Source organism: Methanobrevibacter sp. (assembly GCF_045114555.1).
Taxonomy (GTDB): Archaea; Methanobacteriota; Methanobacteria; order Methanobacteriales; family Methanobacteriaceae; genus Methanobrevibacter.
Map to the genome: position 1 here is coordinate 15,549 of NZ_JBGUKT010000035.1, position 25,943 is coordinate 41,491.

The 25,943-nt window shown below is 33.7% G+C and carries 23 protein-coding genes and 1 tRNA gene; 7 read left to right on the top strand and 17 right to left on the bottom strand.

Translation table 11 applies throughout. The annotated features are described in order from the left end of the window. The first annotated feature begins 53 nt into the window (after positions 1-53). Both ACJMLB_RS08205 and fen read left to right on the top strand, forming a co-directional pair. Positions 54-620, top strand: a complete 567-nt coding sequence (locus tag ACJMLB_RS08205; RefSeq protein ID WP_405325235.1) for a chorismate--pyruvate lyase family protein — start codon at positions 54-56, stop codon at positions 618-620. 194 nt (positions 621-814) lie between these two features. Next, entirely contained in the window at positions 815-1,801 is a 987-nt protein-coding gene (gene fen / locus ACJMLB_RS08210) for a flap endonuclease-1 (protein WP_405325238.1), read from the top strand. 88 nt (positions 1,802-1,889) lie between these two features. Here the strand turns inward: fen and ACJMLB_RS08215 are convergent, their stop codons facing one another. Both ACJMLB_RS08215 and ahcY read right to left on the bottom strand, forming a co-directional pair. After that, the gene (locus tag ACJMLB_RS08215; RefSeq protein WP_405325241.1) at positions 1,890-2,555 is read right to left on the bottom strand and encodes a DUF2119 family protein; all 666 of its coding nucleotides are present in this window, start codon (positions 2,553-2,555) and stop codon (positions 1,890-1,892) included. Positions 2,556-2,676: 121 nt separating this feature from the next. Beyond that, entirely contained in the window at positions 2,677-3,927 is a 1,251-nt protein-coding gene (gene ahcY / locus ACJMLB_RS08220; RefSeq protein WP_405325244.1) for an adenosylhomocysteinase, read from the bottom strand. A 254-nt stretch (positions 3,928-4,181) separates the two neighbouring features. On the opposite strand from ahcY, the gene ACJMLB_RS08225 reads away from it, so the two are divergent. The 5 genes from ACJMLB_RS08225 (at position 4,182) to ACJMLB_RS08245 (ending at position 10,290) form a co-directional block, all read left to right on the top strand. After that, positions 4,182-4,291, top strand: a tRNA-Met gene (locus ACJMLB_RS08225). Between the two features lie 245 nt (positions 4,292-4,536). Beyond that, positions 4,537-5,706, top strand: coding sequence for an aldo/keto reductase (locus ACJMLB_RS08230; protein ID WP_405325247.1), 1,170 nt, complete (start codon positions 4,537-4,539; stop codon positions 5,704-5,706). A gap of 180 nt (positions 5,707-5,886) precedes the next feature. Beyond that, positions 5,887-6,639, top strand: coding sequence for a HesA/MoeB/ThiF family protein (locus ACJMLB_RS08235; protein WP_405325249.1), 753 nt, complete (start codon positions 5,887-5,889; stop codon positions 6,637-6,639). Positions 6,640-7,109: 470 nt separating this feature from the next. Further along, the gene (gene glnA / locus ACJMLB_RS08240; protein ID WP_405325252.1) at positions 7,110-8,453 is read left to right on the top strand and encodes a type I glutamate--ammonia ligase; all 1,344 of its coding nucleotides are present in this window, start codon (positions 7,110-7,112) and stop codon (positions 8,451-8,453) included. A 142-nt stretch (positions 8,454-8,595) separates the two neighbouring features. Then, positions 8,596-10,290, top strand: a complete 1,695-nt coding sequence (locus ACJMLB_RS08245; protein WP_405325255.1) for an NrpR regulatory domain-containing protein — start codon at positions 8,596-8,598, stop codon at positions 10,288-10,290. Between the two features lie 77 nt (positions 10,291-10,367). Here ACJMLB_RS08245 and ACJMLB_RS08250 read toward each other — a convergent pair whose 3' ends face one another. The 15 genes from ACJMLB_RS08250 to ACJMLB_RS08320 form a co-directional block, all read right to left on the bottom strand. Next, positions 10,368-10,670, bottom strand: coding sequence for a DUF2097 domain-containing protein (locus tag ACJMLB_RS08250; RefSeq protein ID WP_405325258.1), 303 nt, complete (start codon positions 10,668-10,670; stop codon positions 10,368-10,370). A 208-nt stretch (positions 10,671-10,878) separates the two neighbouring features. Beyond that, positions 10,879-11,181 carry a DUF2097 domain-containing protein gene (locus ACJMLB_RS08255; RefSeq protein ID WP_405325261.1) on the bottom strand — a complete coding sequence of 101 codons (303 nt, stop codon included), beginning with the start codon at positions 11,179-11,181 and terminating at the stop codon, positions 10,879-10,881. 253 nt (positions 11,182-11,434) lie between these two features. Next, positions 11,435-12,301: a formylmethanofuran dehydrogenase subunit C gene (locus ACJMLB_RS08260; RefSeq protein WP_296855912.1), complete on the bottom strand. Its 867-nt coding sequence runs from the start codon at positions 12,299-12,301 to the stop codon at positions 11,435-11,437. Between the two features lie 15 nt (positions 12,302-12,316). Further along, complete coding sequence (locus ACJMLB_RS08265; RefSeq protein WP_296855914.1) at positions 12,317-14,035, bottom strand: formylmethanofuran dehydrogenase subunit A; 1,719 nt, start codon at positions 14,033-14,035, stop codon at positions 12,317-12,319. A gap of 10 nt (positions 14,036-14,045) precedes the next feature. Further along, positions 14,046-15,437, bottom strand: coding sequence for a formylmethanofuran dehydrogenase subunit B (locus ACJMLB_RS08270; protein ID WP_295608016.1), 1,392 nt, complete (start codon positions 15,435-15,437; stop codon positions 14,046-14,048). After that, a complete protein-coding gene (locus ACJMLB_RS08275; protein WP_295608015.1) occupies positions 15,427-15,999 on the bottom strand; it encodes a molybdopterin dinucleotide binding domain-containing protein in 573 nt (190 codons plus the stop codon). Before ACJMLB_RS08275 ends, ACJMLB_RS08270 begins: the two co-directional genes overlap by 11 nt. A 10-nt stretch (positions 16,000-16,009) precedes the next feature. After that, on the bottom strand, positions 16,010-16,240 hold the full coding sequence (locus ACJMLB_RS08280) for a 4Fe-4S binding protein (protein ID WP_012955149.1): 231 nt from the start codon (positions 16,238-16,240) through the stop codon (positions 16,010-16,012). An 18-nt stretch (positions 16,241-16,258) separates the two neighbouring features. Next, positions 16,259-17,359, bottom strand: a complete 1,101-nt coding sequence (gene fwdF / locus ACJMLB_RS08285; RefSeq protein WP_296869383.1) for a tungsten-dependent formylmethanofuran dehydrogenase subunit FwdF — start codon at positions 17,357-17,359, stop codon at positions 16,259-16,261. Further along, positions 17,352-17,810, bottom strand: coding sequence for a helix-turn-helix domain-containing protein (locus ACJMLB_RS08290; RefSeq protein WP_304087837.1), 459 nt, complete (start codon positions 17,808-17,810; stop codon positions 17,352-17,354). The genes fwdF and ACJMLB_RS08290 overlap by 8 nt, the downstream gene beginning before the upstream one ends. 625 nt (positions 17,811-18,435) lie before the next feature. After that, positions 18,436-19,368 carry a GTP 3',8-cyclase MoaA gene (gene moaA / locus ACJMLB_RS08295; protein ID WP_405325268.1) on the bottom strand — a complete coding sequence of 311 codons (933 nt, stop codon included), beginning with the start codon at positions 19,366-19,368 and terminating at the stop codon, positions 18,436-18,438. Between the two features lie 78 nt (positions 19,369-19,446). Then, a complete protein-coding gene (locus ACJMLB_RS08300; RefSeq protein WP_304086800.1) occupies positions 19,447-19,632 on the bottom strand; it encodes a hypothetical protein in 186 nt (61 codons plus the stop codon). Positions 19,633-19,748: 116 nt separating this feature from the next. Next, entirely contained in the window at positions 19,749-20,456 is a 708-nt protein-coding gene (gene mobB / locus ACJMLB_RS08305) for a molybdopterin-guanine dinucleotide biosynthesis protein B (protein ID WP_405325271.1), read from the bottom strand. A 431-nt stretch (positions 20,457-20,887) separates the two neighbouring features. After that, complete coding sequence (locus ACJMLB_RS08310; RefSeq protein ID WP_295608005.1) at positions 20,888-22,096, bottom strand: Coenzyme F420 hydrogenase/dehydrogenase, beta subunit C-terminal domain; 1,209 nt, start codon at positions 22,094-22,096, stop codon at positions 20,888-20,890. Positions 22,097-22,117: 21 nt separating this feature from the next. Continuing rightward, positions 22,118-24,169: a formate dehydrogenase subunit alpha gene (fdhF, locus tag ACJMLB_RS08315; protein ID WP_296869382.1), complete on the bottom strand. Its 2,052-nt coding sequence runs from the start codon at positions 24,167-24,169 to the stop codon at positions 22,118-22,120. A gap of 593 nt (positions 24,170-24,762) precedes the next feature. Next, a complete protein-coding gene (locus ACJMLB_RS08320; protein ID WP_296855920.1) occupies positions 24,763-25,584 on the bottom strand; it encodes a formate/nitrite transporter family protein in 822 nt (273 codons plus the stop codon). Positions 25,585-25,943: the final 359 nt, after the last annotated feature.

Below are 25,943 nucleotides of genomic sequence, written 5' to 3' on the forward strand. Positions count from 1 at the left end.
TCTAAAATTTTTATTAAAAATAATAAAATCAACAATTAACTCGGAGACTGAATATGTCAAAAACTACTGACAACAACATTAATGTACGGTTAATTGAAAAAATCAGTGCTGTTGAAGAAAAATACAATAAGCAGTTTTCAAACACTCAAAAGATTCTATTGACAACTGATGGTTCAATTACAGCAATCCTTGATGTCCTATATGGAAAAATCGATTTGAAAACTTTAGAGCAACATTTTGAAGAGGCAACTGAAGAGAGTGCACCTTTGGTTAATGTTGATGTTGGAGATGAAGTGAATTATAGGGAAATCGTAATGCATAAGGACGATAATCCGTTAATTTATGCCGTTTCTTACATACCTCTAAAAAGATTGACAAAGGAAATCAAGGACGACTTAATCAGAGCAGACACTCCTATTGGAAGGATATTGAAAAACTACAATGTCGAATCCAGAAGAGAGATAAATGTTATTCAAATAGAAAAAGCATCAGATAAACTTAAAGAGCTTTATAATACTGAAGAGGATTTCCTAACACGAGATTACACTATAATAAACAATGGTGAAATCTTGATGTGGATTAAGGAATTCTTCCCAATAACTTACTTTACTGAAATATAATTATATAAAAATACTTATACTGAAAATAATTATGGAAAATATAATTATACTAAAATTAATTAAAATATAATTTAAACCATGAATAGTTAACTAATCATGAAAAATAGTTTTCAAATGCTCTATTTCATAAAATAGATATATTTACAATAGTTAAAATAAAAATAAAAGAATTTAAGAAAATTTAGGTGGATGATATGGGAGTAAAATTCAAGGACATAGTTTCCCCAGAGGAAATTAGCCTAAAAGATTTGGAAGGAAGAACTGTAGCAATTGACGCATACAACACAATTTACCAGTTTTTATCAGGCATTCGTCAAAGAGATGGAAGTCCTTTAATGGATCAAAACGGCAATGTAACCTCCCATTTAAGCGGAATCCTTTATAGAACTGCATCAATAGTTGACAAAGGAATCAAACCTATCTATGTTTTTGATGGAGACAGTTCAGAGCATAAGGCAAAAACCCTTGAACAGAGAAGGGCAATTAAGGAAGAGGCAATGGAAAAATGGGAAGAAGCTAAAGCTGCAGGAAACATTGAAGAAGCAAGGAAATTTGCAATAAGAACATCCAGAATGTCCCCTTACATCCTTGAATCCTCTAAAAAACTACTTGATTATATGGGAATCCCTTATGTGCAGGCTGAAGGAGAAGGTGAAGCACAAGGAGCATACATGGTAGAGCAAGGAGATGCATGGGCTGTAGCTTCACAGGATTATGACTGCCTATTGTTCGGTGCACCACGTATAGTCAGAAACCTTACATTAAGCGGAGGATTGTCAAACCTTGAATACTTGGAACTTGAAAAGGTCCTGAATGAAATAGACTTAACAAGGGAACAATTAATCGATGTGGCATTGATGGTTGGGACAGACTTCAATGAAGGAATTCATGGAATCGGTGCAAAGACTGGCCTTAAGTTAATCAGAAATAACAGTTTAGAAGACATTTTAGTTCAGAAAGGAATCACAGAAGTGGAAGTGGAACCTGATGAACTTAGGAATATCTTCCTAAAGCATGATGTGAACACAGATTATGAAATCAAGTTCAAAAGTGCAAAGAAAGACAAGCTTGTTGAATTCATGTGTGAAGAGCATGGATTTTCAGAAAGCAGAGTCCTTAATGTTACAGAAAAATTGAAAAAATTAAGTTCAACACAAAAAAGTTTAGAGGATTGGTTCTAAAACCAATCTCATCTATTATTTACTATTTTTATAAAATATGATAAAAAAATTTTGAATTTAAAATAAATTTATTTAAAAAAAGCTATTTTTAATAACGTGGAAAATCCAGCCCATAAATTATTTTTACATACTTTAACGCAAGATCCGCTTGTTTTTTATAATCCTTCAACACTCTTTTCTCAAAGTCATCCCTATTCCTGCTGAGTGTAATCAACCTTAAAAATGACATGTATTCATGAACTGAAGCATCATAATCATAATCATATTTTTCAAATAGCTCATCATCACTAAGCTTTAAGTCTTCACCTCTGAATGAAGGAAACTCCAAAGTTTGACAAATATTTTCCTTAGTAAAATGCTTTCTTCTTATCAAAGGGGAAACGGAACTGCATAAGACATATTGGCTGCAATCAATCAATGGAGGAATTCCATCCTTATCAAGTCTTTCCAAGCTTGTTAATCTATTAAAATGCTTAATATTGTAGGAGTGAAGTTCTGTATAAAAATCCGGCTTATGATAATCAATCAAATCCAATATTTTCTTCCCTTGCTCAGATTCGTAAAATTCCCTATGAATTGTGGAAACATATGGAGTCTTGTCGAAATTATAGATATAAATCTGTCCGTTTGAGAAATCCTCATTGGATAAAAGTTTGATTAAAGGCAATACATCTTTTCCCTCATCACCGTGAACTCCACCAATGAATAATTTTGTAGGGCCTTCTCCATTATCAATATAGCGAAAATAAGACATAATATCAGTTCAATAGTTAAATAGAAAATAAAATTTAAAAATTTAAAAAAAATAAATTAAAGTAAAATAAAGATTTAAAAAAATAATTTATATAAAAATAAAATAAAAGGATTAAAGAGAATTAGGTTCCTTCTCTCCAATCAGATAAGTAATCTTTTTGACGTTCTGACAAGTCATCGATTTCAATGCCCATAGCTTTAAGCTTTAATCTAGCAACATCATCATCAATGCTGTCAGGAGCCTTTTCAACACTTAAGGACAAGTCATTTTCAACGATGTATTTAGCAGATAATGCTTGAACAGCAAAACTCATATCCATGATTTCTGCAGGGTGTCCTTGGCCTCTTGCTGCTGCAAGGTTTACAAGCCTTCCATCCGCTAAAAGATAGATTTTTCTACCATCTTTCATGGTAAACATTTCAATACTTTCCCTTACCTCTTCACAGCTTACAGATTGAGCTTCAAGGTCTTGTCTGTTGATTTCCACATTGAAATGTCCTGAGTTGGATAACATACATCCGTCTTTCATGTACTTGAAGTCATCTCCATGGATAATGTCAATGTTACCTGTTACAGTGACAACAAGGTCAGCTATTTTTACAGCTTCTCTTATTTTCATTACTCTGTAACCATCCATTCTAGCTTCAAGTGCTCTGATTGGATCAACTTCAGTTACAATTACATTTGCACCAAGACCTGCAGCACGGGATGCAACTCCACGACCACACCAGCCGTAACCGCAAACAACTACATTCTTACCTGCAATCAACATGTTGGTGGTTCCCATAATTGCATCTAAAGAGGATTGGCCAGTACCATAACGGTTGTCAAACAAATATTTGGTATAAGCATCATTTACTGCGATGACTGGGAATTTAAGAGCCCCATCAGCATGCATAGCTTCCAATCTGTGAACTCCAGTGGTTGTTTCTTCACAAGCCCCTTTAATGTTTTCAAGGAGTTCCGGACGTTTTTCATGAAGGTACATGATCATATCAGCACCATCATCAATGATTACATCTGGCTTGTGGGATAATACATTGTCAATAGCTTCATAGTATTCCTCATCGGTTTGTTCTCTCCAACCATAGATATGCAATCCAAGAGCAGCTGCACCAGCTGCTGCATCATCATGGGTTGAAAGAGGGTTACAACCGGTCATAGCAACTTCAGCCCCACCTGCTTTTAAAGTCAAACCTAAATTGACTGTTTTAGGTTCCAAGTGTAAGCATGATCCAATGGTAATACCTTCAAAAGGCTTTTCTTCTTCAAATTGTTTTTTGATGTGTTCAAGAACAGGCATATGTTTTTGAACCCATTTAATCTTTCTAATCCCTTCATCAGCAAGGGACATATCTCTAACATTACTCATAAATATCACGTGAAAATTCATTAAATAAAATAAATAATAATAATTTTATAAAATAATTATTTTGAAAAATTTATCATAATAAGTAAATCATTAAATTAACCATTAAATTAATCATTATAATTATTCTTATAATTATTCATTATAATTTATTAATTTCAATATAAATATTAATTGTGTTTTTTATAATATAAGATTTACGAACAAACCAAAAATATATAAAGCATAAAAAACATAACTTTTAATACTTGTCTGATGCCGGGGTGGCTCAGCTGGTTAGAGCGCACGGCTCATAGGGTAACTAAGCGTGCTCTGACTTTTTTCCTGGGATACCGTGAGATCGCGGGTTCGAATCCCGCCCCCGGCATCCAATCCCAGGAATCATAACATCATAACTTTTTTTAACTATTTTTATTCAAATCAACGCAATTAGACAACTTAATAAACTACTTTTAACAATTTAAACTATTTTTCATCACATTTTCATTAATCTCCATTAAAAAATAATATTAATCAAAAAGACTAATATTAAAATATCTAATTAATATAAAAATATCTAATTAATATTAAAATTTCGAATATATTATTTTAAAAAAATTCATAGGTAACACAATGAAATATAGAACTTTAGGAAAAACAGGAGAGAAAGTTTCTATCTTAGGATTCGGAGCAATGAGATTGCCTCATTTTGAAAACAATAATCAAATTAATGTTGAAGAGTCCGATAAAATATTAAGTTATGGAATTGAAAATGGAATAAACCTTGTTGACACCGCTTATTCTTATCATGCAAATGATTTGTCTGGAAAAGGAAATTGTGAAGAGTATCTTGGAAACTTCTTTTATGAAAATTCATATAGGGATGACGTGCTTTTAAGTACAAAGCTTCCTAGTTGGCTCATTAAGTCCAAAGAGGATATGGAGAAGATATTCGAACAGCAATTAAAGGATTTGAAAACTGATTCCATTGATTTATACATGTTGCATAGCCTTAATGAGGATTATTGGAAAATGTTTAGGGAACTTGATGTCTTTGAATTCATGGATGATCTCTTAAGCTCTGGACGAGTAAAGCATATGGGATTTTCATCTCATACAGAGATGGATTGGATAGTGGATATTGTTGACGACTATGACAAGTTCGAATTTGGCCTTACACAATTGAACTATCTTGATGAAAGGTATCAATCAGGAAAGGAAGGAGTGGAATACTTGGCTTCCCACAACTTAGGAACCATGATTATGGAACCTTTAAGAGGCGGAAGATTAGTGCAGAATGTTCCTCAAGACATTATGGATTTATGGGACCTGGCTGAGGAAAAGAGAACACCATTGGAATGGGCATTCCAATACCTTTGGAATATGGAGGAAGTCAATACAGTCCTCAGTGGAATGAACTCCTTAGAGCAAGTTAAGGAAAATATAGAAATAGCTAACAAATCAGAAATAAATTCCATCAGTGAAAACGATATGGAACTTATTCATGAGGTTGCATGGGAATATAAGCAAAGAAAAGGAAATGACTGCACAGGTTGCGGTTACTGCATGCCATGCCCTAATGGAGTGGATGTTGCAGGTTGCTTTAGAGAATACAATGTGGCGAAAATGTTGAACAATCCTGCAGGAAGCGCAATGCATTATTTCTCACTTGATAGCGGCACAAGAGCAGACAGTTGCATACATTGCGATGACTGCTTAAACCACTGCCCTCAAATGATCAATATCTCTGAAGATTTAATGAAAGTGGAAGAGTTCTTTGGTAAGAAATACACTTATTTCTAATAATTTAAAAAAAGAAATCATAAATATGAAATGATATCAAAAATTCAAAAATTTTAAGGAAAATATGAAAAATAACAATTGTTATATACTATAAGATTTAATATTAAACTAGGGATTCAAAAAGATATAAAAATATAAAAGATAATTGATAATATATTATTAGAAGTGAAAGGTGGAAATATGCCAGAAAGATATAAAGGATTTGGATACTGGGATATAGCAACTCGTCAAATGAGTATTGTAACTAAAAGCCAACAAACAAGATTTAAAGACGCTAAAATAGGCATAGTTGGCTGTGGAGGAATAGGTGGAGCAACTATTATCATGCTTGCACGTATGGGACTTGGCGACTTAACAATTATAGACAAGGATGCATATGATCTGTCAAACTTAAACAGACAGGCAATCTCCAGTTTGGAAACAATAGGTGTAGACAAAACTGTTGCAACAAAGGAAAAAGTTAGAATAACAAACCCTTATACAAAAGTAAATGATTTTAATGAAGAATTGAATGCTGACAATATAGAAAAGGTATTCGGTGATAGGGATATTATCATAGATGCATTGGATAACCTATACACAAGAATCATTGTAAGCAGATTCGCTAGAGAAAATGATATTCCATTTGTTCATGGAGCTATTCATGGAACACAAGGGCAAGTGAGCGTATTCACTAAAGACACCCCATCCTATGAAGAATTGTTCTCCCTTCCATCCCTTGGAAAGGAATTGGGAGATGAAACTAAAAAGGAAATATCAAAATTAACAAAAGGAGTGCCCCCAGTTATTGGACCAGTTCCAAATATCGTTGGATGTTTAGAAGCATTTGAAGCTTATAAACTAGTAACTGGAATTGGAGAAGTTAACTACGCTCCAAAAATACTTAATTTCGATTTACTCAACTTAGAATCTTTTAAAGTTTTGGAATTATAAATTCCTTAACTACTACTTTTTTTATTTTTTCAAAAATTTTTAAATTTTTTTATACTCTATTTTTTATTAAGTTTTTATTCAATTTTTATTGATTTTAGCTTTATTTTAAATTATCTTAAATTATTTTAAATATTTTTAAATTATTCTTCCTATAAATTTTTAGATAATTTTCATCTATTTTTATCAAAAATCCATAAAAATATATGTCAAAATATACTTTTGTTCAATTTTTTATAATAAAAATAAAATATTTTTAAAATTTTAATAAAAAATTAGATATTCAAATGAAAAATATTAAAAAAAATAAACTATTGCACAAGGTTTAAAAACTATAAAATAGATAAAATAATATATTAAAATATATAAATATATTATTAGGTGGAAATCTATTTCCGAACTAATGATTAAGAAATAATTATTGAACTAATAATTATTATTATATTATTCCAAATCTAATGGAGAATGATTTAATGGAAGAAAGAATCAAAAATGTAATCGAAAGAATGAAAGCAGACAATATTAAGTTTATTAGACTCCAATTTGTTGATTTGCATGGAATTCCAAAAAATGTGTCTATCCCATGTGAATTAGAAAATATGGAAGATTTATTAACTGATGGTATCCTCTTTGATGGATCATCAATACCAGGTTTCGTAGGAATTGAAGGAAGTGACCTTGTATTGAAACCAGATATAAGCACCTATTCCGCTTTATCCTGGAGACCTGAAGAATCTGCATCATGCAGATTTATTTGTGACATTTACAAACCTAATGGAGAACCATTTGAAGGGGACCCAAGAGGTATCCTTAAAAAGGCATTAGCTAAAATCAAGGAAGAAGGCTACACCTACAACATAGGTCCAGAACCTGAATTCTTTATTGTAGACACTGATGATGACGGATACCCAATTCCTCACGATGATGCAGGATACTTTGATGTGGAGCCTGTTGATAAGGGAACCGATTTCAGAAGAGAAATTACCACTAACTTACAGGAATTAGGCTTTGAAGTTGAAGCAAGCCACCACGAAGTAGGTCCTGGTCAAAACGAAATTGCATTTAAATTTGATGACGCTTTAAAAACTGCAGATGCAGTTATTACATTTAAACAAGCAATTAAAGCTATTGTAGCAAACATGGCTGATTTCGATGGATTTGACTACAGAGTTACTTTCATGCCAAAACCATTCTTCGGAGAAAGCGGTAGTGGAATGCACTGTCACCAAAGTTTATTCAAGGACGGAGAAAACATCTTTTATGATGAAAACAGTGAAACCGGATTATCTCAAGAAGCCATGTGGTTCATTGGAGGATTGTTAAAACACTCTGCAGCAATCACAGCAGTTACCAACCCTATTGTAAACTCATACAAAAGATTAGTTCCAGGTTACGAAGCTCCTGTATACATTTCCTACGGTATTCAAAACAGATCCACTTTAATCAGAGTTCCAGCTGCACGTGGAAAAGCTACCCGTATTGAATACAGAAGCCCAGACCCAACCTGTAACCCTTACCTTGCATTTGCAGTAATGTTGGAAGCGGGTATGGATGGTATCAAAAACAAAATCGACCCTGGAGAAGCAATTGAATTTAACATTTATGAGTTAAGCGATGAAGAAAGGGAAGAAATGGGTATTGAATTATTGCCTTCCAGTTTATGGGAAGCATACCATACCTTTGAAGAAAGCGAAATCATGAAAGAAGCACTTGGAGACCACATATTCGATGCATTCTTAGCTGCAAAATACGAGGAATGGGACGAATACAGAGTCCAAGTATTCAATTACGAACATAAGAAATACTTAAACTTATAATTCAATCAATATTGAATTTAAGATTAAAGAATCTATAGCTATTTTAAATTAAATAGCTATTTTTATTTTATTTTTAAAAACTTGCTTTAATCAATCACAACACTTATTTTAAAAAATTCCAGTTTTGAAAGTAGGAGATTACATGTCAGAATCTGAACATAGAATGATAGAAATTCTAAGAATCCTTAATGTACAGGAAAAGCCAATCGGTTCAAAGGTAATAGCTGATGAACTTAAAACCAAAGGATACAACCTTGGTGAAAGAGCAGTGCGTTATCATATGCAAATTCTTGATGAAAAAGGATACACAGAAAGAAAAGGGTATTCTGGTAGAGTAATCACTGAACTTGGAAGAGCAAAACTTGAAAAAGGATTGATTTACGACCAAGTGGACTTCACATTTTCAAAATTTGAAGAAAGAATTTACTTAACTAATTTTGATTACAATAAAAAGTGTGGAAATGTAATCGTAAATACATCAAATATCCTAGAAAACAAGGCATTTGACATCATAAAGGAAGTCTTTGCTGCTGGAGTTTGCGTAAGCCCATTGATCAATGCCAAAAAAACTGAAATCAATGGCAAGAAGGGATATGTGATGAAAACCATCTGCGGTACAACAATTGATGGAGTATTCTTGAAAAATGGAATTCCATCCATCCCTCAATATGGAGGGCTTGTTGAAATTGAAGATTACTATCCTACCAAATTCTCAGAATTGATTTCCTACAAGAAAACTTCAATAACTCCATTAGATGCTTTTATAGCAAAAGACATGACTTCAGTTTTGGATGTTGCAGAACATGGGACCGGAACAATTCCTGCAAACTTTAGGATAATTCCTGGAACCAGTCTAGAAAAGGCAAAGGAAATTATCCAAAAGCTTGAAAATGTAGGAATTGGAGGAGTTTTGGAGATTGGAGAGACAAGTGAAAACGTTTTAGGAATTCCAGTCCCTGAAGGAATGGTTGGAATATCAATCATTGGAGGAATCACACCATTTTGTGCAGCTCAGGAAATGGATTATAAAGTTGATATCAAGACTGGAGAGGAATTCATTGATTACAATAAACTGAAAGAGCTTGAATCCTCTAAGCACAGGATTAAAAAAGCAAAGAAAATAGAGTATAAGAAAACACCTTTCATACTTACAAAATCATTGAACAGGATGAATCAGGTTGATTATGACATTGAAACCAATGAGGGAAATATTGTTGCAAACATATCCTACTTGAATAAGCAGGACCTTGATGATGCATTGGCAATCATGAAAAGAACATATAAGAGCCTTCCAAAATACATGAATCCACTATTCAATATTGTAGACCATCCAAGTGATGATAGCAAAGTTGGAATAGCTACAGTTTGCAGCTTGTCAATTGATGGCATTCTAATCAACAATGGAATCATGAGTACTCCAAGGTATGGTGGATTGTTGGAGCTCGGAAAGCCTCCACTGTTTGTAGAAATGATTTCATATGACGGTTCCTCAATAGACCCTCATAAAATATTCATCTTTAAAAATTTAACCCAAATAAGCAAAAGGAAAAATCCTAAGAAGATACTTGCTTCAATTAAAGAGGTCCCATACATAGCAAGACCTGAATGTGAAGAGATCTTGGATAAAATCAATGAAAATGGATTCCCAATCTTTAAAGTAGGTAAGCCAAGAGAATTGGTATACAATGCAAAAGTGGACAACTACAACTTTGGAATTGTTACAGGAAGCGGATTGAATTCAATAGCTGCAATTAAGGAAAAGGGAATAGCAATTGAAGCAAAGGCAGTTGAAACCATTTTGCCTATAGAGAATATGAATTTAATCTATGAACAATGATTAAAAAAATAGCATTTAAAAATTTGAATAAAAATAGTAAAAAATTATTAAAAAAATAAAAAAAGAGATAAAAAGATTTAGATTACTTCAATATAAACAGACTCTTTATTTTCGTCTTTAGGATAGTGATGTAATTCTATAATATCTTCCTTATATTCTTCAAAGTCAACTTCAATAGTATCAGAAATAATTTCACCATCTAAAGCAATCATCACTCTACAACTTGGTTTTCCTCTAAAGTCAGAAAGATCTACACCTAAGACATCTCCTTTAGCAGAAACACGGTTGTATGCAATATCAACTTTATCGAATTCTTTAAAATTATTCTTAATGTAATCGAGAACTTCATCAGAAGTCATTGTTAATTCCTTATCTACCATATTTTAGACCTCCTTAGAGATTAATTAAATTTTAGAAAATCAATTACTTATTTTATTATTAAATTTTATTATTTTAATTTACGATTATATTTTACGATTATATTTTACGATTAATAATATATCGTTTCTAATATATAAAATTATTTGTATTTATTAAAACTAATTAATGATTTATAAAAAAAATAATGAGAAAATGAAAAAATTGAAGCTATAAACTAGCTTCAACAATGATGAGCTTATCTTCATCTCCACCAGGCATATGACGGAATTCAATGATCTCATCCTTTACCTTATGCAAATCAATATCTACAGCTTGATTTAACAATTCACCATTGAGTTGAAGGGAAAGAATTAAACCTTCACCGGTTTCCTCATCTTCAGGAGTAAGTCCAAGTACAGTACCTGGAGCAAATACTCTATTGTATGACAATTCAAAAATATCATCAACTTTTACATTATTTCTTACATATTCTATAATATCATCCGGGTCCATCACTATCTCTTTGACCATATTTACACCTTTGATACATAATACCATTTAAATTAAAAATATGATTAATAATCTTATACTTAATATCAATAAATGATAATTTAATCAATTGAGAAATTAATTAAATAAAATGAAAATATCCATCAATTCATAATTGATTAAATTATGATTCACTAAGCATTCCTTTTTAAAAAAAAAATGCAAAATTTGGAAATTAAATTAAAAAAATAAAAAAATAAAAAAAGAAGAAAAATATAAGAAAAAGAGAAAGAGCTTATTGAGCTCTGTATTCTCTAATTGCGTTATATTCGTCGTCTTCTTCAATCCAAGTAGATAATCTATCTCTGTTTTTCTCAGCATCGATAATTAAGGTACCTTTACCGTTTAAAGCAATGTCCCCTTTGTATTCGATGTATCTACCAGGGTAAACAATACCATCTAATTCAGGATCGGTTACAATTCCTTGTTCTACGAAACCTTCGAGTAATCTTCCAACTTTTCCGTGAATTACAATGTTACCGTTTTTCATTTGTCCACCAGGCCAACGGTTTACGTTACCATCAATTTCAATGGTACCTTTGGTCATGTGGATACCTGCGAGAATATCACAGTCACCTAAAACGTGGATTTTACCACCGACTAAACATTCACCACATTGTTTACCAGCATTTCCGTGGATAATGATTTCTCCACCGGACATACCTCTCCATTCACCAATGTAGGATGCACCACAGAATTCTTTGGTATTACCCATAATTTCGAGTTTACCACCTTTCATTTCACGACCAGCGTGAGCTGCTACGTTACCGAATACAGTAACTACTCCACCAGACATTTCTGCACCAACGTGAAGGTCTGCATCACCGTTAACAACTACTTCACCAGCACTCATTTTACAACCGATGTATTTTACTCTGTTACAATCTCCGTTTAAAATCATTTTGACTTCAGCTGGAGATTCTGCTTCTCCTTCAACAGTGATGTCAAAGTAATCAGTGATTGGGAATCTGGAGTTTCCTACAGGTACTTTGTACTCTGCAAAGTCTTCTTCAGTCCAAGAGTAAATGTTATCAGTGATTAACTCATCAAATTCTAAAGCAATTGAAGAAGTTTTCTTTTGATCAAAAGTTATAGTTTTCATTAATAAACACTCTCCTTATTTAGCTTCTACGTCCACTCTAGTTGGGTTTGGTACATAGTGGTCGTGTACTTGATAGTTTTCCCATTTGACAGAATAGTATTGGGTAAAGAATGGCATTATACTGTCGATAATTTGTTTTTCTTCTTCTTCGTATCCTATGACGTTAGTCCAAATGGTGTGGCTTTGTTTAGTGGAAACAATGTCACCATCTTTAACAACGATTTGACCATCTTTGATAGTGTAGTAAGCGTTACTGAATGCTTTTTCAACACCTTCAGGATCTTTGGATGGGTCAAAGTCATTAGGGTTAATGTCATATACAGCAATATCTGCGTTGTAACCAGGGGTAAGTGCACCTCTGTCTTGGAATCCGTGGATTCTTGCAGGAGCTGCTCTGGAAATAGTAGCAATTTCGTAGAAGTCGTATTCTCTTTCGAGACCAGCTAAGCCAGTTCTTTTGGAAGCCCATTTGTGTACTTCACCATTGTCAATCATAGACATCCTTTTCTCAGCACTCATTAACCAGGAGATGATCTTTGGATATCTGATGAAAGGGCCTGCGTTAGGGTGGTCAGTGGTTAAACATACTTGCCATGGGTTCTTAATGTGCAAGAACAATTCAAGACCAATAGCCCATTGTAAGGTACTTACTGGAGTTTTTGGAGAGTAAATACATGGAATGATACCAGCTGCGGTTTCACATTCAATGTCTTTGTTAGCCCATTTTAATCCAGAAATTTTGAACAAGTCGTATTCCATAGGAGCGTCTGCAGTCATGGTTGTGGTTTCGTCGAAAGTTACTTGACCTACGTCACAAGTTACGTATGGGTTTTTGTTAATGAAGTCAGCAACTTCTTCTGCACCGGATGCTGCATCTTTCCAACTGTTACCAGTGTAAGAGTGGAATTGTGCGTGAGTACAGTGGATAGTTTGATCCCTTACGCCAGCAGATGCTTTAGTGGATTTTGCAATGTCTTTGATAGAGTCTAAAGTTGCAATAGTAGTTGGTACGTTTCCTGGGTGACCTAAATCATTAGGGTGGATGTGTATAGAGTGAGGAAGACCTAATTGTTCGTTAGCTTTTGCTAAAGCTCTTACAACTTCTCTGGAGGTTACGTCAAAGTAAGGTGCTTTGTCATCGTATCCGTGTACGTTCATACCCCAACCCCATGCTTCTGAACCACATGGGTTTACGATTTTTACACCGTATCCTTTAGATACTCTTAACATTGCTGCAATAAATGCTGCTAAGTCGTCAATTCTGTTTTCTCTTGCATATTCCATTACGAACCAGTTGTTACCAAATAATGGTAATGGGTTAATATCGATGTTTGGAATAGTGTTAATTTCTTCGTGTGTGTGTTTTGCTTCTAAAGGAGGCATAGCTGCTTCACAAACAGTACCGTATCCCATTCTTGAGTATCTGTATCCAGTGGTAGGACAACTTGGGATAGAGAAACCAGCTTCAGCTCTGGTTACTTTAGTTTTTTGAGCTACTCCTCTTCTTTCGTCTTCTGGTCTGTATAATCTACCTACAACCAATTTTGGTCCTGCAACGTGAGCGTGAGGGTCTACACCAGCAGGCATTACAATTTTATCAGTGACGTCTAATACTTCAGCGTCAGCGGATACATCTTCAACGATTTTACCATCTTTGAAGCAGATATCCATTTTTTCTCCGTTTACTTCATTAGCAGGGTCGTAAACAATACCATTTTTAAGTATATATTCCATTAAAATCACCTTACTTATCTAAAAGACATGCGAGACCTTCATTAGGAACGTATTCATCTGCTACGTTAGGTTCTTCTCTGAGTTTCATTACTCTTTCTTTCAATTCACGTACAATCCATTCGTCATCACGACAGGTTTCAGGTTTGTCGATAGCTTTTTTCATCCAGATAGGAACACCATCCATACGGTAACTGGTACCTCCACATTCTACAGAAATGAAGGATCCAGGAAGTACTACGTCAGCGAGTTCAGTAGATGGTCCCCAGTGAATATCGATTTGGATAACTGGAATGTTTGCTAAGTGTTGGTTTGCTCCGTTAGGGAAGTGAGCACCAGGGTCAGCTGCAATTACCATGAAACAGTCAGGTTCTTTTCTTACGAGTAAGTCAATAGTGTTGGTTTCACCCATCATATATCTTCCGTATCCTCTACAGAAGTCTACACCGAATGCCCAACCGGTTTCGTAAGCCATGAAAATGTTGAAACCGTTTACGTTAAAGTGACCTCTCATTGGAGTAAGTCCCCATTTACTGTTGGTGTTTAAGTCTTGTACTAATTTAATTGCGATGTCAATGTTTCTTTGTTTACCTAAGGTGTGGGTTAAACCTAAACCGAAGAAGAGAACACCGAATTCTGCAGCTTCCATTTCAGCAGCTAATTCATAAATGTCTTCAGCTGGAATACCGGAAACAGATTCAGATTGTAATTTTTTACCTTTTAATACAGCTCTTAAAGCGTTGTAGAAACCGTAGTCTCCGTTTTGTTCAAATCCAATCCATTTGTCAGACATTTTTGCAGTGTCTGAGAATTTTGGATCCATAGTAATAACGGTTCTGTCGAATCTACCTCTTTGTCTGAAGTATCCTCTAGGGAATGCTGCATATCTTGCTAAGTGTCTTGGGTGAGAGTTCATAGCGTTACTACCAGAGTATGCAATAACGTCAGCTCTGTTTTTAACTTCCCCTAAGGTTTGGATAGGGTAACCTGCGTTTTGCATAGCTTGTAAACTTGGACCGTGACAGATAGTTGCTTGGTTATCTAAAACAGCACCAATATATTCACCTAATTCTACACCTTCTTTCATACATTCAGTAGAAGTTTCAGACCAACCGTAGAATACTGGTCTAATAGAGTTTGCAATATATTCAGCTGCAGTGTCTAAAGCAGTATCCCAGTCTACTTCTTCAAGAACTCCTTCTTCGTTTCTTACCATTGGTACAAGTAATCTTTGGTCCATATCTTCCATAACTTTACTTGCACCTAATCTGCATGCGTGTCTTACAGCAACTACGTGACCGTCTTTTACTAAGAAGTCTAAGTCGTCACAGTTACATCCACAAAATGCACAAGTACAATTTTCTACAATGTGATCGTAATCAGTTACAGGTGGTTCATATGTCATGATCAATCAACTCCTCCCATTTACGTCCGTTATAAACTGGTCTTTCACCTAATGATTCCATGTTTTCTACAACATCATCATCTTCTTCGTCAACATATTTTTTGTATACCCATCTCATTAAGTCTGCCATTAATAAAACTTTTCTGTCAGTTTTTTCAACGGTAGCGTGGATACCTTTGTAAGTAGGGTCTGAACAACAGTAGGTTTCGTGGCTTACAATAGTGTTAGCCCATGGACCTTTACATACAAAAATGGTACCTTCGTGAGGAGCATCTCTGGATTTTGCTGCGTTTAAAACAACTTCACCGTAGTCAGTTTTTACAAGTACAGTGTCCCAGTTTTTTACACCTAATTTTACCATGTCACGAGGATCCATGTAACAGGTACCGGAAGCGTTTTTATATTCTTCTTTTAAGGTAGAACCTCTTTTCTTACAAGCTCCTTGATATATGTCAGAACCAGTGTTTAACATACATTTGAGTACTTTGGTAGTACCTTCTTGAGCTACGTTTTCTAAATCTCCAACTACTGGTCTTTCTAAATAAGTATTTGCGTAATGCATGTTATCACTCCTATTCTAACCATATAGCTTCAGTAGGACAGAACATTTGGCAAGTACCACATTTGTCACATTTGTCCACACTGAATAATTTAATAAATCCGTTTTCAACCATCATAATAGTTTCGGTTGTTTTGGAACCATGTCCACCAGCGTTTTCTGGGCTGATTGAAGCGTTTACAGGACATGCGATAACACATACTCCACAACCTAAACATTTATCTTGATCTACTTTAAGTTCCATAAATAATCACCAATCAAATTAATTTTTTAAAGCTTCGAATGCTGCAATCCAAGATTTAGAACTAGTTGGGGTGTAATCGATGTCAGTTCTAGTTACGGTTAATGCTCCGTTAGGACATGCTTTAGCACATGCACCACAGTGGATACAGTAATCTTCTTCTTTAACTAAGTGAGTTCCTCTGTCTCCAGGACCAGATGATTTAGGGAAGGATAAAACATTACATGGACATACATCAATACATGCACCACAGGTACCACATTTTTCTTCATCGATTTCGAGAGTACCTTTAAATGCTTGTTTTACAGTAGCTGCGTCTGCAGGACAGACTCCTTCACACCATCCACATTTAATACAGGTTTCTTTGTCAATAATTGCATTACCAGTAATAGCTGCTTTAGCAGGGTCGAGGTCATATTCACCGTAGGAACAGGATCTACATACTGCTTTAATAGCGTTAACAGGACATGCTTTTTTACATACGAGACAGTATACACATTTTTCTTTGTCAATAACAATGCTTTCTTCACCGGTGGTTTTGTCTACTACAATAGCTTCTGCAGGACATAATTCAGCACAAGCACCACAGTAAATACAGTCGTCTTCACATACTTCGATTTCACCAGTTACTAAGTCAGCTCTGTTAGGTAAAGTTCTGTCAATAGTGATGGAAGCTCTAGGACAAGCTGCTTCACATTTTTTACAGAATAAACATTTGTCTTCATCGATTTCAGCTGAAGCGATGAGAGTTGGATAAGCTTCATTTTCTTTAATAGAGACGCCACCAATAGTAAGGTCTAATGCGCCTGCTGGACATACTCCACTACACATACCACAGAGAACACATTTGTTTTCATCAATGCATAATTTTGCTTTGACTTCATTGTCGTTTTTGAAAAGAGCATAATTTTGAGCAATCTTTTCATGACCACTGAAATAGGTTTCTGTGTATTTACGTTCAATAGGAGCTACTTCATCAAGAGCAATAGCTTCTACAGGACAAGTTGCTTCACAAAGGCCGCAACCAATACAAACGTGATCTTTAAAGGACAAAATTCTGTCTTCTTCTGCTGATCTTTTTATATTGAAGTCTTTGCCTTCAATTTCTTTAACGTTAACCATTTTTTACCTCCAAAATTTCAATTGATTTTGTTGGGCAGTTCTCAACACACATAAGACAGCCACAACAATAACGGGGGTTTATCTTTGCTTTCAATGAATCTAAGTTAATAGTCTTCATCTCACACAAATCTACACACAATCCACAACCAATACATCCATCGTTAATCTGTGGGTCATAATGATTCATATTAAAAATAGTCACGATTTGACGAATTTCTTTATAATCTCCAAATAAAACTTTTGTAATTAATATAAAATCCTTAGGACTTAGTTCTAAAATAGCTTTAGCAAGTTCAATTGAATCCATAGAAATGTTCCTACCATTCAAGTAGTGAGAAATGGTTGATCTGTCTACACCGATTTGAGATGAAATCTCCTTTTGGGACAAACCTCTTTTTCTAAGTTCAACACTTTCTAAATATTTTAGTCCAGATACTATATGTTTTGGCATAAATTCACCATGTGTACATTATAATATATATTATATATACTTATAAAAGGCACATACTTAGACTCAAGTATAAAGATTTATATATTAGTGTGTGTTATTTACACATTTGTAAAAATATTAATTTTTAATTATATTAATTATTTTCAAAAAATAAGAATAAATAATAACTTTATATAAAATATTTAACTAAATAATTATTTATTCATTAAATAAATTGTTTTTTTAACCTAATTATAAAAATTAAACTAATTTTATTAAAATAAAAATAGTTAAAATTTAATCAAAAATAGCTAAATTATATCCCCAATATGTAAGCAAATTTACATCGAATTTATGAAAATTTTTTAAATTTTTAGGCCAAACAAAAAAATGTGTACTAAATACACATAATGCAGGTGTAGTAAGTACACATAATGATTTTTGAAGAAAAAAACTAATGAAAAAATGAGAAAATTTACTAAAAAATATGCAAAAAATTTATAAAAAAATTAATGAAAATGAAGATAAAGATTGATGAAAAATCTTAAAAAATTTATTAAAAATTATGAAAAAAAATATAAAAATAATCTATAAAAAAATAGTAAAATAATAATAAAAAAATAGAAAAATATGAAAAATTTTTTATCTATTCTTCCTTATAGAAAGGTTCCCTATTATGGATTCCTTCTAGGAATATTTTTACAAGTTCATCATCAGAGACCCCTTCCCTAATAAACTCAACTAAGTCTACAAGATTATCATTTCTAAGAAGACATGGTTTGATCTTTCCTTCAGGAGTGATTCTAAGTCTAGTACAATTCTTGCAGAAATTGGTATTGTCTACAGGGTGGACGACTTCAATCTCACCGCCATCAATGAAATATTTCTTACGATCCTGCATGAATTCCCTTACCTTGATCTCATCTGCAATTTCGGCAAGGTACTTTTCAAATTCTGCAAGTGGGTAATGGTACTTGGAGTTGAAGTCATTGTCATCACAGCTTTCAGACTCAATGATCTCAATGAGCTGCAAGATTACACCATGTTCTTTAGTGAATTCAAACATGTCCATAATCTCATCATTGTTGATATTATTCATAACTACCATATTTATCTTAACTGGATACATACCAACTTCACAAGATTTGACAATTCCATCCTTTACTCTTTGTAAAACGTTTTTCCCTACAATCATTTGATAGGTTTCTTCATCAAGTGTGTCTAAACTGACATTAACTCTGTCTAATCCTGCATCGACTAGATCTTGTGCAAATTTCTCCAAAAATATACCATTGGTTGTGATTGAAATATCCTTGAAATCAAGTGAATTAATTTTTTCAACAATTTCAACTATGTCTGGCCTAACTAAAGGTTCGCCTCCAGACAAACGTATTTTCTCAACACCTAATTTCTTTGCAATTCTGCAGATTTCATAAATTTCATCAGGAGTCATTTCTGAAGAGGATTCCAACATCCCATCATGGTGACAGTATATGCAATCTACATTGCAACGATTAGTGATTGAAATCCTAAGTGAAATAATTGGTCTTTCATAATCGTCTCTTACTTTATCCTTCATCCATAAACCCCAAAATAAAATTCATTCCAAAAAAATAATTATATTAATATGAACAATTTTAAAAAAATAATCTTAAGATTATTCATTATCAATGGAAATTTCAACATTCTTTACTTCATCTACACCATATTCAGAAGTTTTAATAGCTTTCAATAATCCGAGAATAGTTTCTTTTATGATATCATCTGTGAATTTGTTTAATTCAATATCATTTCCATTGATTACTAAACTAACTTTGTTTTCAAAATCTTTATTATCGCTCACATAATCACCTAAACCTAATTTATAATGCCATCACATATTTTAAATATTAATTATTTTTAAATATATTTATTTTTAAATATATGAATTATTTTTAAATATTTTTAAATATTATTATATTATTCTTTTTTATTTTTAATTGTTATGTCAATATCATCAAAGTTCTCTACACCATATTCCTTGATTTTAAGTGGAGTCAATACTCCCAATATGGTTTGCTTGAGATAATCGCTGACAAATCTATTCAATCCAATATTCACTCCATCAATAGCTAAATTGACTTCAGCTTGAGTTTCAGGATTGTAATCTAGCTTTCCTTGTGCAAAGGCCTGGCCTATAAGACTTGCATCATTATATCCGCATTCATTAACAAATAATGTTTCCAAAATGTCATAGGATCTTTCTTCAACAAGGTCGACCAATTCCAATAGCTCATCATCTGTGATTTCAAATGAATTCACCACTTTTATCGTATACTCGTCCTTGACTTCTTCACAAGTTGCTATTTTAGCATAAGGATAAGCTTTAAATCCTTCTATAACAACAAAATCAGGATTTTCAATAAGTTTTATTAAGAATAAAATACGTTCTAAATCAAACCTTTCATTAATATTGAAGTAAGTTCTTCCACCAATTCCTACAACAAAGCCAGAACCTGCTTCCATTTGCTTATATGTGTCGGTTCCCTCATGATCCATTTCCATCTGGTGATGAGAATGCTTAATGCTTGCTACCTTGAATTCCCTATTGGTTAATTCCTTAATGATCTTGCCTGTAAGGGATGTTTTGCCAGTGTTCTTTAAACCTACAATTGAAATAATTCTCATCTTTACACCAATTAAAAAAATTTTTAATTATTTTTAAATTAATTATTTGAATTAATTACTTAAATTAATTAAATTAATAAAAGTTTAATCTATTGTTAAATTTAATTTATCTAAATAAAACTTTTATCATCAATCATAGATTAGATTAACTATTAAATCAAGATTCATCATAAAAATAGACAGTAAAATTTCACTAAATAAATTAAATTTAAAAATAAATCAATAGCTATTTTTAAAAAAATAATTTAAAAAATAGTTTTTCATGGAAATGAGTGAATAAGAGGTGACTATTTTAAAAATTATTTAATTAAAAAGGAGAATAAAAATAGAAAATTGTAAAACGAATATAATAAGCAAAACGCTCATTACAAAGTTTTACAACAACTAATTTATTCTATCGTGTTTCACCATTTTGATTTAAATCTTCAATCCTAGTATTGTCTGTAGGATTTAGGACCAAATTCAGTGAATGGTAATGGTTCTTCGTTGTCTACACCACTGTAGTAACCGAAGATGTCTCTGACTTTTTGGTTTACAGTAGCCCATACTTTGGATACTGGAATTTCACAAGGACATACTTCAGAACATTGACCACAGTTAGTACATGCATCTACCATGTGCACCATACGGGTTAAGTGGAAGAATGGAGCTGCAGGGGTGTATCCACCAGGTACCCATTCAGGACCTTCAGCTTCGAGACAGCAGTCATCACAGAAACAGAGAGGACATGCTTCACGGCAACCGTAACATTTCATACATCTTGAGAATTCTTCTTTGTATTCTGCGAATACTTCTAAGATGTCACCAGAGGTTCCAGCAAAGTCTTTTTCTCTTTGTGCCATTGCTTGTTTTACCATGATGTTGTCGATGTTAGAACGGATTGTTACACCTTTTTCGATTGGTGCTTGGGTTTCAATTAATCCAGCATCAATTACTTTTCCTAAGATGTCTGCACCTTTTTCGGAGCATACTTCTACGAAGGTTGCTTTTCCAGCTAAGTCACCGATAACTCCCCAGTTACCTAAAGCTAAATCAGCGTTGGTAGGGATGTTCATGGTACATCTTTGACAGTTTTCTCTTCTACCCATTCCGTCTTCTTCGAGTTCATCGATGGAAATTGCTTTTTCACCATCAGCGGTTTCCATAATGAGTTTTCCTTTGGAAATTTCTTCTTTGATGACGTCAGCAGGGTCTAATTCGTAAACGTCTCTAATCATTTTCATGGTTGGTACAGGTGGCATGGTTCCTCCACAGTTTACACCAATCATGATTACGTTTTCTTCGATAACTTTTCTTTTTCTCATTAACTCTTTTAAGGTCATTGCGTCACATGGTTTTGTGGTAACTGCAATTTTCATATCTCTTGCACCGTCTAAGTATTTGGATACGAATTTTGCTAAGTTTAAGGTACCACAGTGAAGGGATCCTGCAGATTTGATTACATCTTCAGGGTCAGTGATGAGAATAGGTTTAGCATCGTATAAGTCAGCTGCTTCTTCTACAGCAACTACTGCATCAACAATACCTTCTTCGAGTAAGTATTTCATGATAGTAGTTACGACTCCACCGTATTCTCCTTTTTCTTTAATTGCTTCATTACCAGAGTATGCATAAAACATATCATTTACATTTACAGCCATATTATCTACTCCTTATTCACCTTATAATTTTTCTACTTGAATAGCACAAGCTTTTAATTCAACCATTTTACATTTAGGGTCGAAAGAATCGGAGTTGGTTAACATGTTAGCTGCACATTCGGTAAAGTGCATAGGAATGTTTACAATACCTTTCTTAATGTCGTCAGTTACACGAGCAGGAATTTCAATTTCTCCTCTTCTAGAGTATGCTTTTACTATTTCATTGTTAAGAATTCCTCTTTCTGCTGCATCTTCGGTGTTGATTTCGATGAATCCAGTAGGTACTTCTTTATCTAAGGTTTCACATCTTCTGGTCATAGCAGCGTGATAGTGGAACAAGATACGGGTAGTAGTTAAGAGTAATGGGTATTCATCATCAACAACTTCGACAGGACCTCTGTGTTCTAATGCTTGGAATACACCTAAACCGTCTGGGTGAGCGAATTTGTCTTTGTGCATTAAAGGTTCACAAGGATCTTCTGGGTCAAGACATGGCCAGTGGACACCTTCAGGTTTGAGTAATCTTTCGTGAGTAATACCATAGTAGGAAGGAGCGAGTTCTCTGATTTCTTCCCAAATTTCAGCAGCGTTTTCGTAGTGGAATAATTCTCTTGGTCTGCCCATTCTAACAGCAATTTCTTCCATGATCTTCCAGTCAAGCATAGCACCTTCAGGTGGTTCTTGAGCTTTACGTAACCATTGAACTCTTCTTTCACCAGAAGTGAAGGTACCTTCTTGTTCACCCCAACCTGCTGCAGGCAATACAACATCTGCTTCAGCAGCGGTATCGGTCATGAACAATTCTTGAACGATTAACATTTCTAAGTTTGCAATTGCTTCTTTGGTGTGTTTAATATCTGCATCGGAGAGTACAGGGTCTTCCCCGTGGATGTATAATACTTTTAAGTCACCAGCGTGAGCAGCGTTCATCATTTCGACTAAGGTTAAACCAGGAGTGGTTGGTAAGTCGATTTGGTAAGCTTCTGAGAATTTTTTGGTAATTTCAGGGTTTGCAACTTTTTGGTAACCTACATAGTCAGAAGGTAATGCACCCATATCACAAGCACCTTGTACGTTGTTTTGTCCTCTTAATGGGTTTACTCCTCCACCGATTTTACCTAAGTTACCGGTTAACATTGCTAAGTTAGCAGTGGACATTACGTTGTCTGCACCGTGAGAGTGTTCGGTAATACCTAAGGAGTATACAATAGCTGCGTTTTCAGCTTGTGCATATTCGATAGCTACACGTTCAATTTGTTCAGGGTCAGCTTCAGTAATTTCTGCTACTTTGTCAAGGTCGTATTTCATTGCAACTTCTTTCATTTCTTCGTAACCTTTGGTTCTGTTCTTAATGAACTCATCATCTTGTAAACCGTTTTCAATGATGATTTTGATCATACCGTTCATTAAAGCTACGTCAGTACCGGTTTTGAATTGCATGTATTCGTGTGCTAATTTTGCAGTAGGAGTGAATCTTGGGTCTGCTACTACTAATTTTGCACCGTTTTTAATAGCTCTGATAATTTTACGACCGAATAATGGGTGTGCTTCCATGTTGTTAGAACCAATACAGAAGATGAAATCAGCTTCTTCAATACTGTCATAACCGTTAGTGGATGCACCTGAACCGAAGGTGGTTGCAAGACCAGCTACAGTAGGACCGTGACAGATACGTGCACAGTGGTCTACGTTTTGAGTACCACATCCAGCTCTTGCTAATTTCTGGGTTATGTAAATGTTTTCGTTAGGAGATCTAGCACATGCGTAGAAACCTAATTTGTTAGGGTCAGTGTCAGCATATTTTTTAAGTGTGCTAGCTACTAAGTCTAAAGCTTCATCCCAGGAAGCTTCTCTGAATTCACCATTTTCTTTGATTAACGGAGTAGTTAATCTGTCTGGGTGGTTAATGAATTGCCATCCAAAGTTACCTTTTGGACAAACTTTTCCTTCATTAACAGGGTGTCTTTTCCATGGTTCGACACCAATGATTTTTCCATCTTTGACTACAAAGTTAATACCACAACCGGTACCACAGTAAGGACAAATAGATGGTACATATTTTATCTCAACCATTTTATAATCTCCATAATAAAATCAAGGTTTTATTTTTATATAGTTTACATATTGGCAAATTCAATTATTGACAAACAACTGAAATTTTAAACAATTATATATTTATTAAAACTTCTAGATATTGTGAATTGTGTCGAGTATTGTGAATTGTGTCTTATTTTAAAAATATAAATAATTTATTAAAATCTTTTAGGATTATTGTGAATTGTGTCGAGTATTGTGAATTGTGTCTATTGTTATAATCCAATAAAAGAATTGACAATAATATTCGAAGTACATAAATAATATAATATTATATTATCATGAAATGTGAATTTAGAACTTTAAAAAGATCTAAATGTGATTTAGAAGCCAAAATGCTTCTAAAAAGTTATTTCGGAATTTAAAATTCCTATATAAGTATGATTTTCATTCAAATGAAATTTTTAATGAAAAATTTCTAAAAACTTTAATAAATTATGTAAATACTTATTGATATTTGAATTAAATAGGTTTCGCTCAAATATTTCAATAAGTAAATACAAATTTAGGGATTTATAAAAATCCTTTGTGTTTGACTAATAGAATATTAGATCCAAACTGATTTTGTACATTTAGTCACGTAAGTATACGAACCAGTATGCACATGCTACAAATACTGCAGCACCAACGATGTTACCTAAGGTTACAGGTATTAAGTTGTTGATGAAGAATTGTGCCCAGGTTACTTCAGCACCTAAGAAGATACCTAATGGGATGAAGAACATGTTTGCGACACTGTGCTCAAATCCAATACATACAAACGCCATGATTGGGAACCAAATACCGAAGAATTTACCTACTACATCATCAGCTGCGTTAGCTAAGTATACTGCTAAACATACTAACCAGTTACAACCAATACCTCTAAGGAAACATTGTACCCAAGTTAAAGAAGCAGTTGATTTTCCAGCTGCCATAAAGGTTGCTCCACCTAAAGCTTTGGTGTTAGCAATGGTAATTGCACCGCCAGCGAATGCTTCAGGTACCATAATACCAGTTAAGTAAGCAAGTACGTAAGCAACAAAGAGACCACCGACTAAGTTGAATACCCAAGATCCAACCCAGTTTTTGAGTAATCCCATAATATCAGTTTTACCATCTAAAAGACCCATAGTCATAAACATTACGTCACCAGTGAATAATTCAGATCCACAGATAACAACCATAATTAAACCTACAGGGAACACTCCCCCGAAGATTAATTTAGAAATACCTATTGGTACGCCACCAGCTACTGCACCAGTGTTTGCTACTTCTGCAAGTAATCCACCGAATGCAATGTAAGCACCTGCTAAGAAACCTAAAACAGCAAGTTTTAAGATAGGCATTTCACCTTTTGCGGTAGCTGCAGATGCAATTGCTTTTGCAGTATCTGCAGGACTTTTAAAACTCATATATCTCAACCTCTTTTTTAAATTATCCCATATAATAATCAATACTCTCGAGGTTCATGTCAAACCTTACATAAAGAGAGCATTAATTATAATTATTTATCATACCTATAAAAAGACTTTGCTATTAAAGTTAAATAAAAAGATTTATATAGTGAGAATGTTCATTTTTACAAAGAGAAATTACATTCATAACGATAAAAAATCGAAAAAAAATTGAACAATATTTAAAATTTAAAAATTTTTATTGATTAATCAGAGCAAAAAATAAAAAATTAGCCACATATTTTCTAAATAAAAAATAAGGAATTTAATTCGATATAAAAATATATTCTTATTGATAAACCATGACAAATTAAAAT

Excerpts from the sequence above, each read along its gene's own strand:
- ACJMLB_RS08205 (WP_405325235.1), top strand. The coding sequence starts at position 54 with ATGTCAAAAACTACTGACAACAACATTAATGTACGGTTAATTGAAAAA.
- moaA (WP_405325268.1), bottom strand. The coding sequence starts at position 19,368 with ATGAAGGATAAAGTAAGAGACGATTATGAAAGACCAATTATTTCACTT.
- ACJMLB_RS08320 (WP_296855920.1), bottom strand. The coding sequence starts at position 25,584 with ATGAGTTTTAAAAGTCCTGCAGATACTGCAAAAGCAATTGCATCTGCA.
- fdhF (WP_296869382.1), bottom strand. The coding sequence starts at position 24,169 with ATGGTTGAGATAAAATATGTACCATCTATTTGTCCTTACTGTGGTACC.
- glnA (WP_405325252.1), top strand. The coding sequence starts at position 7,110 with ATGGAAGAAAGAATCAAAAATGTAATCGAAAGAATGAAAGCAGACAAT.
- ACJMLB_RS08235 (WP_405325249.1), top strand. The coding sequence starts at position 5,887 with ATGCCAGAAAGATATAAAGGATTTGGATACTGGGATATAGCAACTCGT.
- ACJMLB_RS08255 (WP_405325261.1), bottom strand. The coding sequence starts at position 11,181 with ATGGTCAAAGAGATAGTGATGGACCCGGATGATATTATAGAATATGTA.
- ACJMLB_RS08230 (WP_405325247.1), top strand. The coding sequence starts at position 4,537 with ATGAAATATAGAACTTTAGGAAAAACAGGAGAGAAAGTTTCTATCTTA.
- ACJMLB_RS08275 (WP_295608015.1), bottom strand. The coding sequence starts at position 15,999 with ATGCATTACGCAAATACTTATTTAGAAAGACCAGTAGTTGGAGATTTA.
- ACJMLB_RS08260 (WP_296855912.1), bottom strand. The coding sequence starts at position 12,301 with ATGAAAACTATAACTTTTGATCAAAAGAAAACTTCTTCAATTGCTTTA.
- ACJMLB_RS08250 (WP_405325258.1), bottom strand. The coding sequence starts at position 10,670 with ATGGTAGATAAGGAATTAACAATGACTTCTGATGAAGTTCTCGATTAC.
- fen (WP_405325238.1), top strand. The coding sequence starts at position 815 with ATGGGAGTAAAATTCAAGGACATAGTTTCCCCAGAGGAAATTAGCCTA.
- ACJMLB_RS08245 (WP_405325255.1), top strand. The coding sequence starts at position 8,596 with ATGTCAGAATCTGAACATAGAATGATAGAAATTCTAAGAATCCTTAAT.
- ACJMLB_RS08265 (WP_296855914.1), bottom strand. The coding sequence starts at position 14,035 with ATGGAATATATACTTAAAAATGGTATTGTTTACGACCCTGCTAATGAA.
- ahcY (WP_405325244.1), bottom strand. The coding sequence starts at position 3,927 with ATGAGTAATGTTAGAGATATGTCCCTTGCTGATGAAGGGATTAGAAAG.
- fwdF (WP_296869383.1), bottom strand. The coding sequence starts at position 17,359 with ATGGTTAACGTTAAAGAAATTGAAGGCAAAGACTTCAATATAAAAAGA.
- ACJMLB_RS08215 (WP_405325241.1), bottom strand. The coding sequence starts at position 2,555 with ATGTCTTATTTTCGCTATATTGATAATGGAGAAGGCCCTACAAAATTA.
- ACJMLB_RS08310 (WP_295608005.1), bottom strand. The coding sequence starts at position 22,096 with ATGGCTGTAAATGTAAATGATATGTTTTATGCATACTCTGGTAATGAA.
- mobB (WP_405325271.1), bottom strand. The coding sequence starts at position 20,456 with ATGAGAATTATTTCAATTGTAGGTTTAAAGAACACTGGCAAAACATCC.
- ACJMLB_RS08270 (WP_295608016.1), bottom strand. The coding sequence starts at position 15,437 with ATGACATATGAACCACCTGTAACTGATTACGATCACATTGTAGAAAAT.
- ACJMLB_RS08290 (WP_304087837.1), bottom strand. The coding sequence starts at position 17,810 with ATGCCAAAACATATAGTATCTGGACTAAAATATTTAGAAAGTGTTGAA.
- ACJMLB_RS08280 (WP_012955149.1), bottom strand. The coding sequence starts at position 16,240 with ATGGAACTTAAAGTAGATCAAGATAAATGTTTAGGTTGTGGAGTATGT.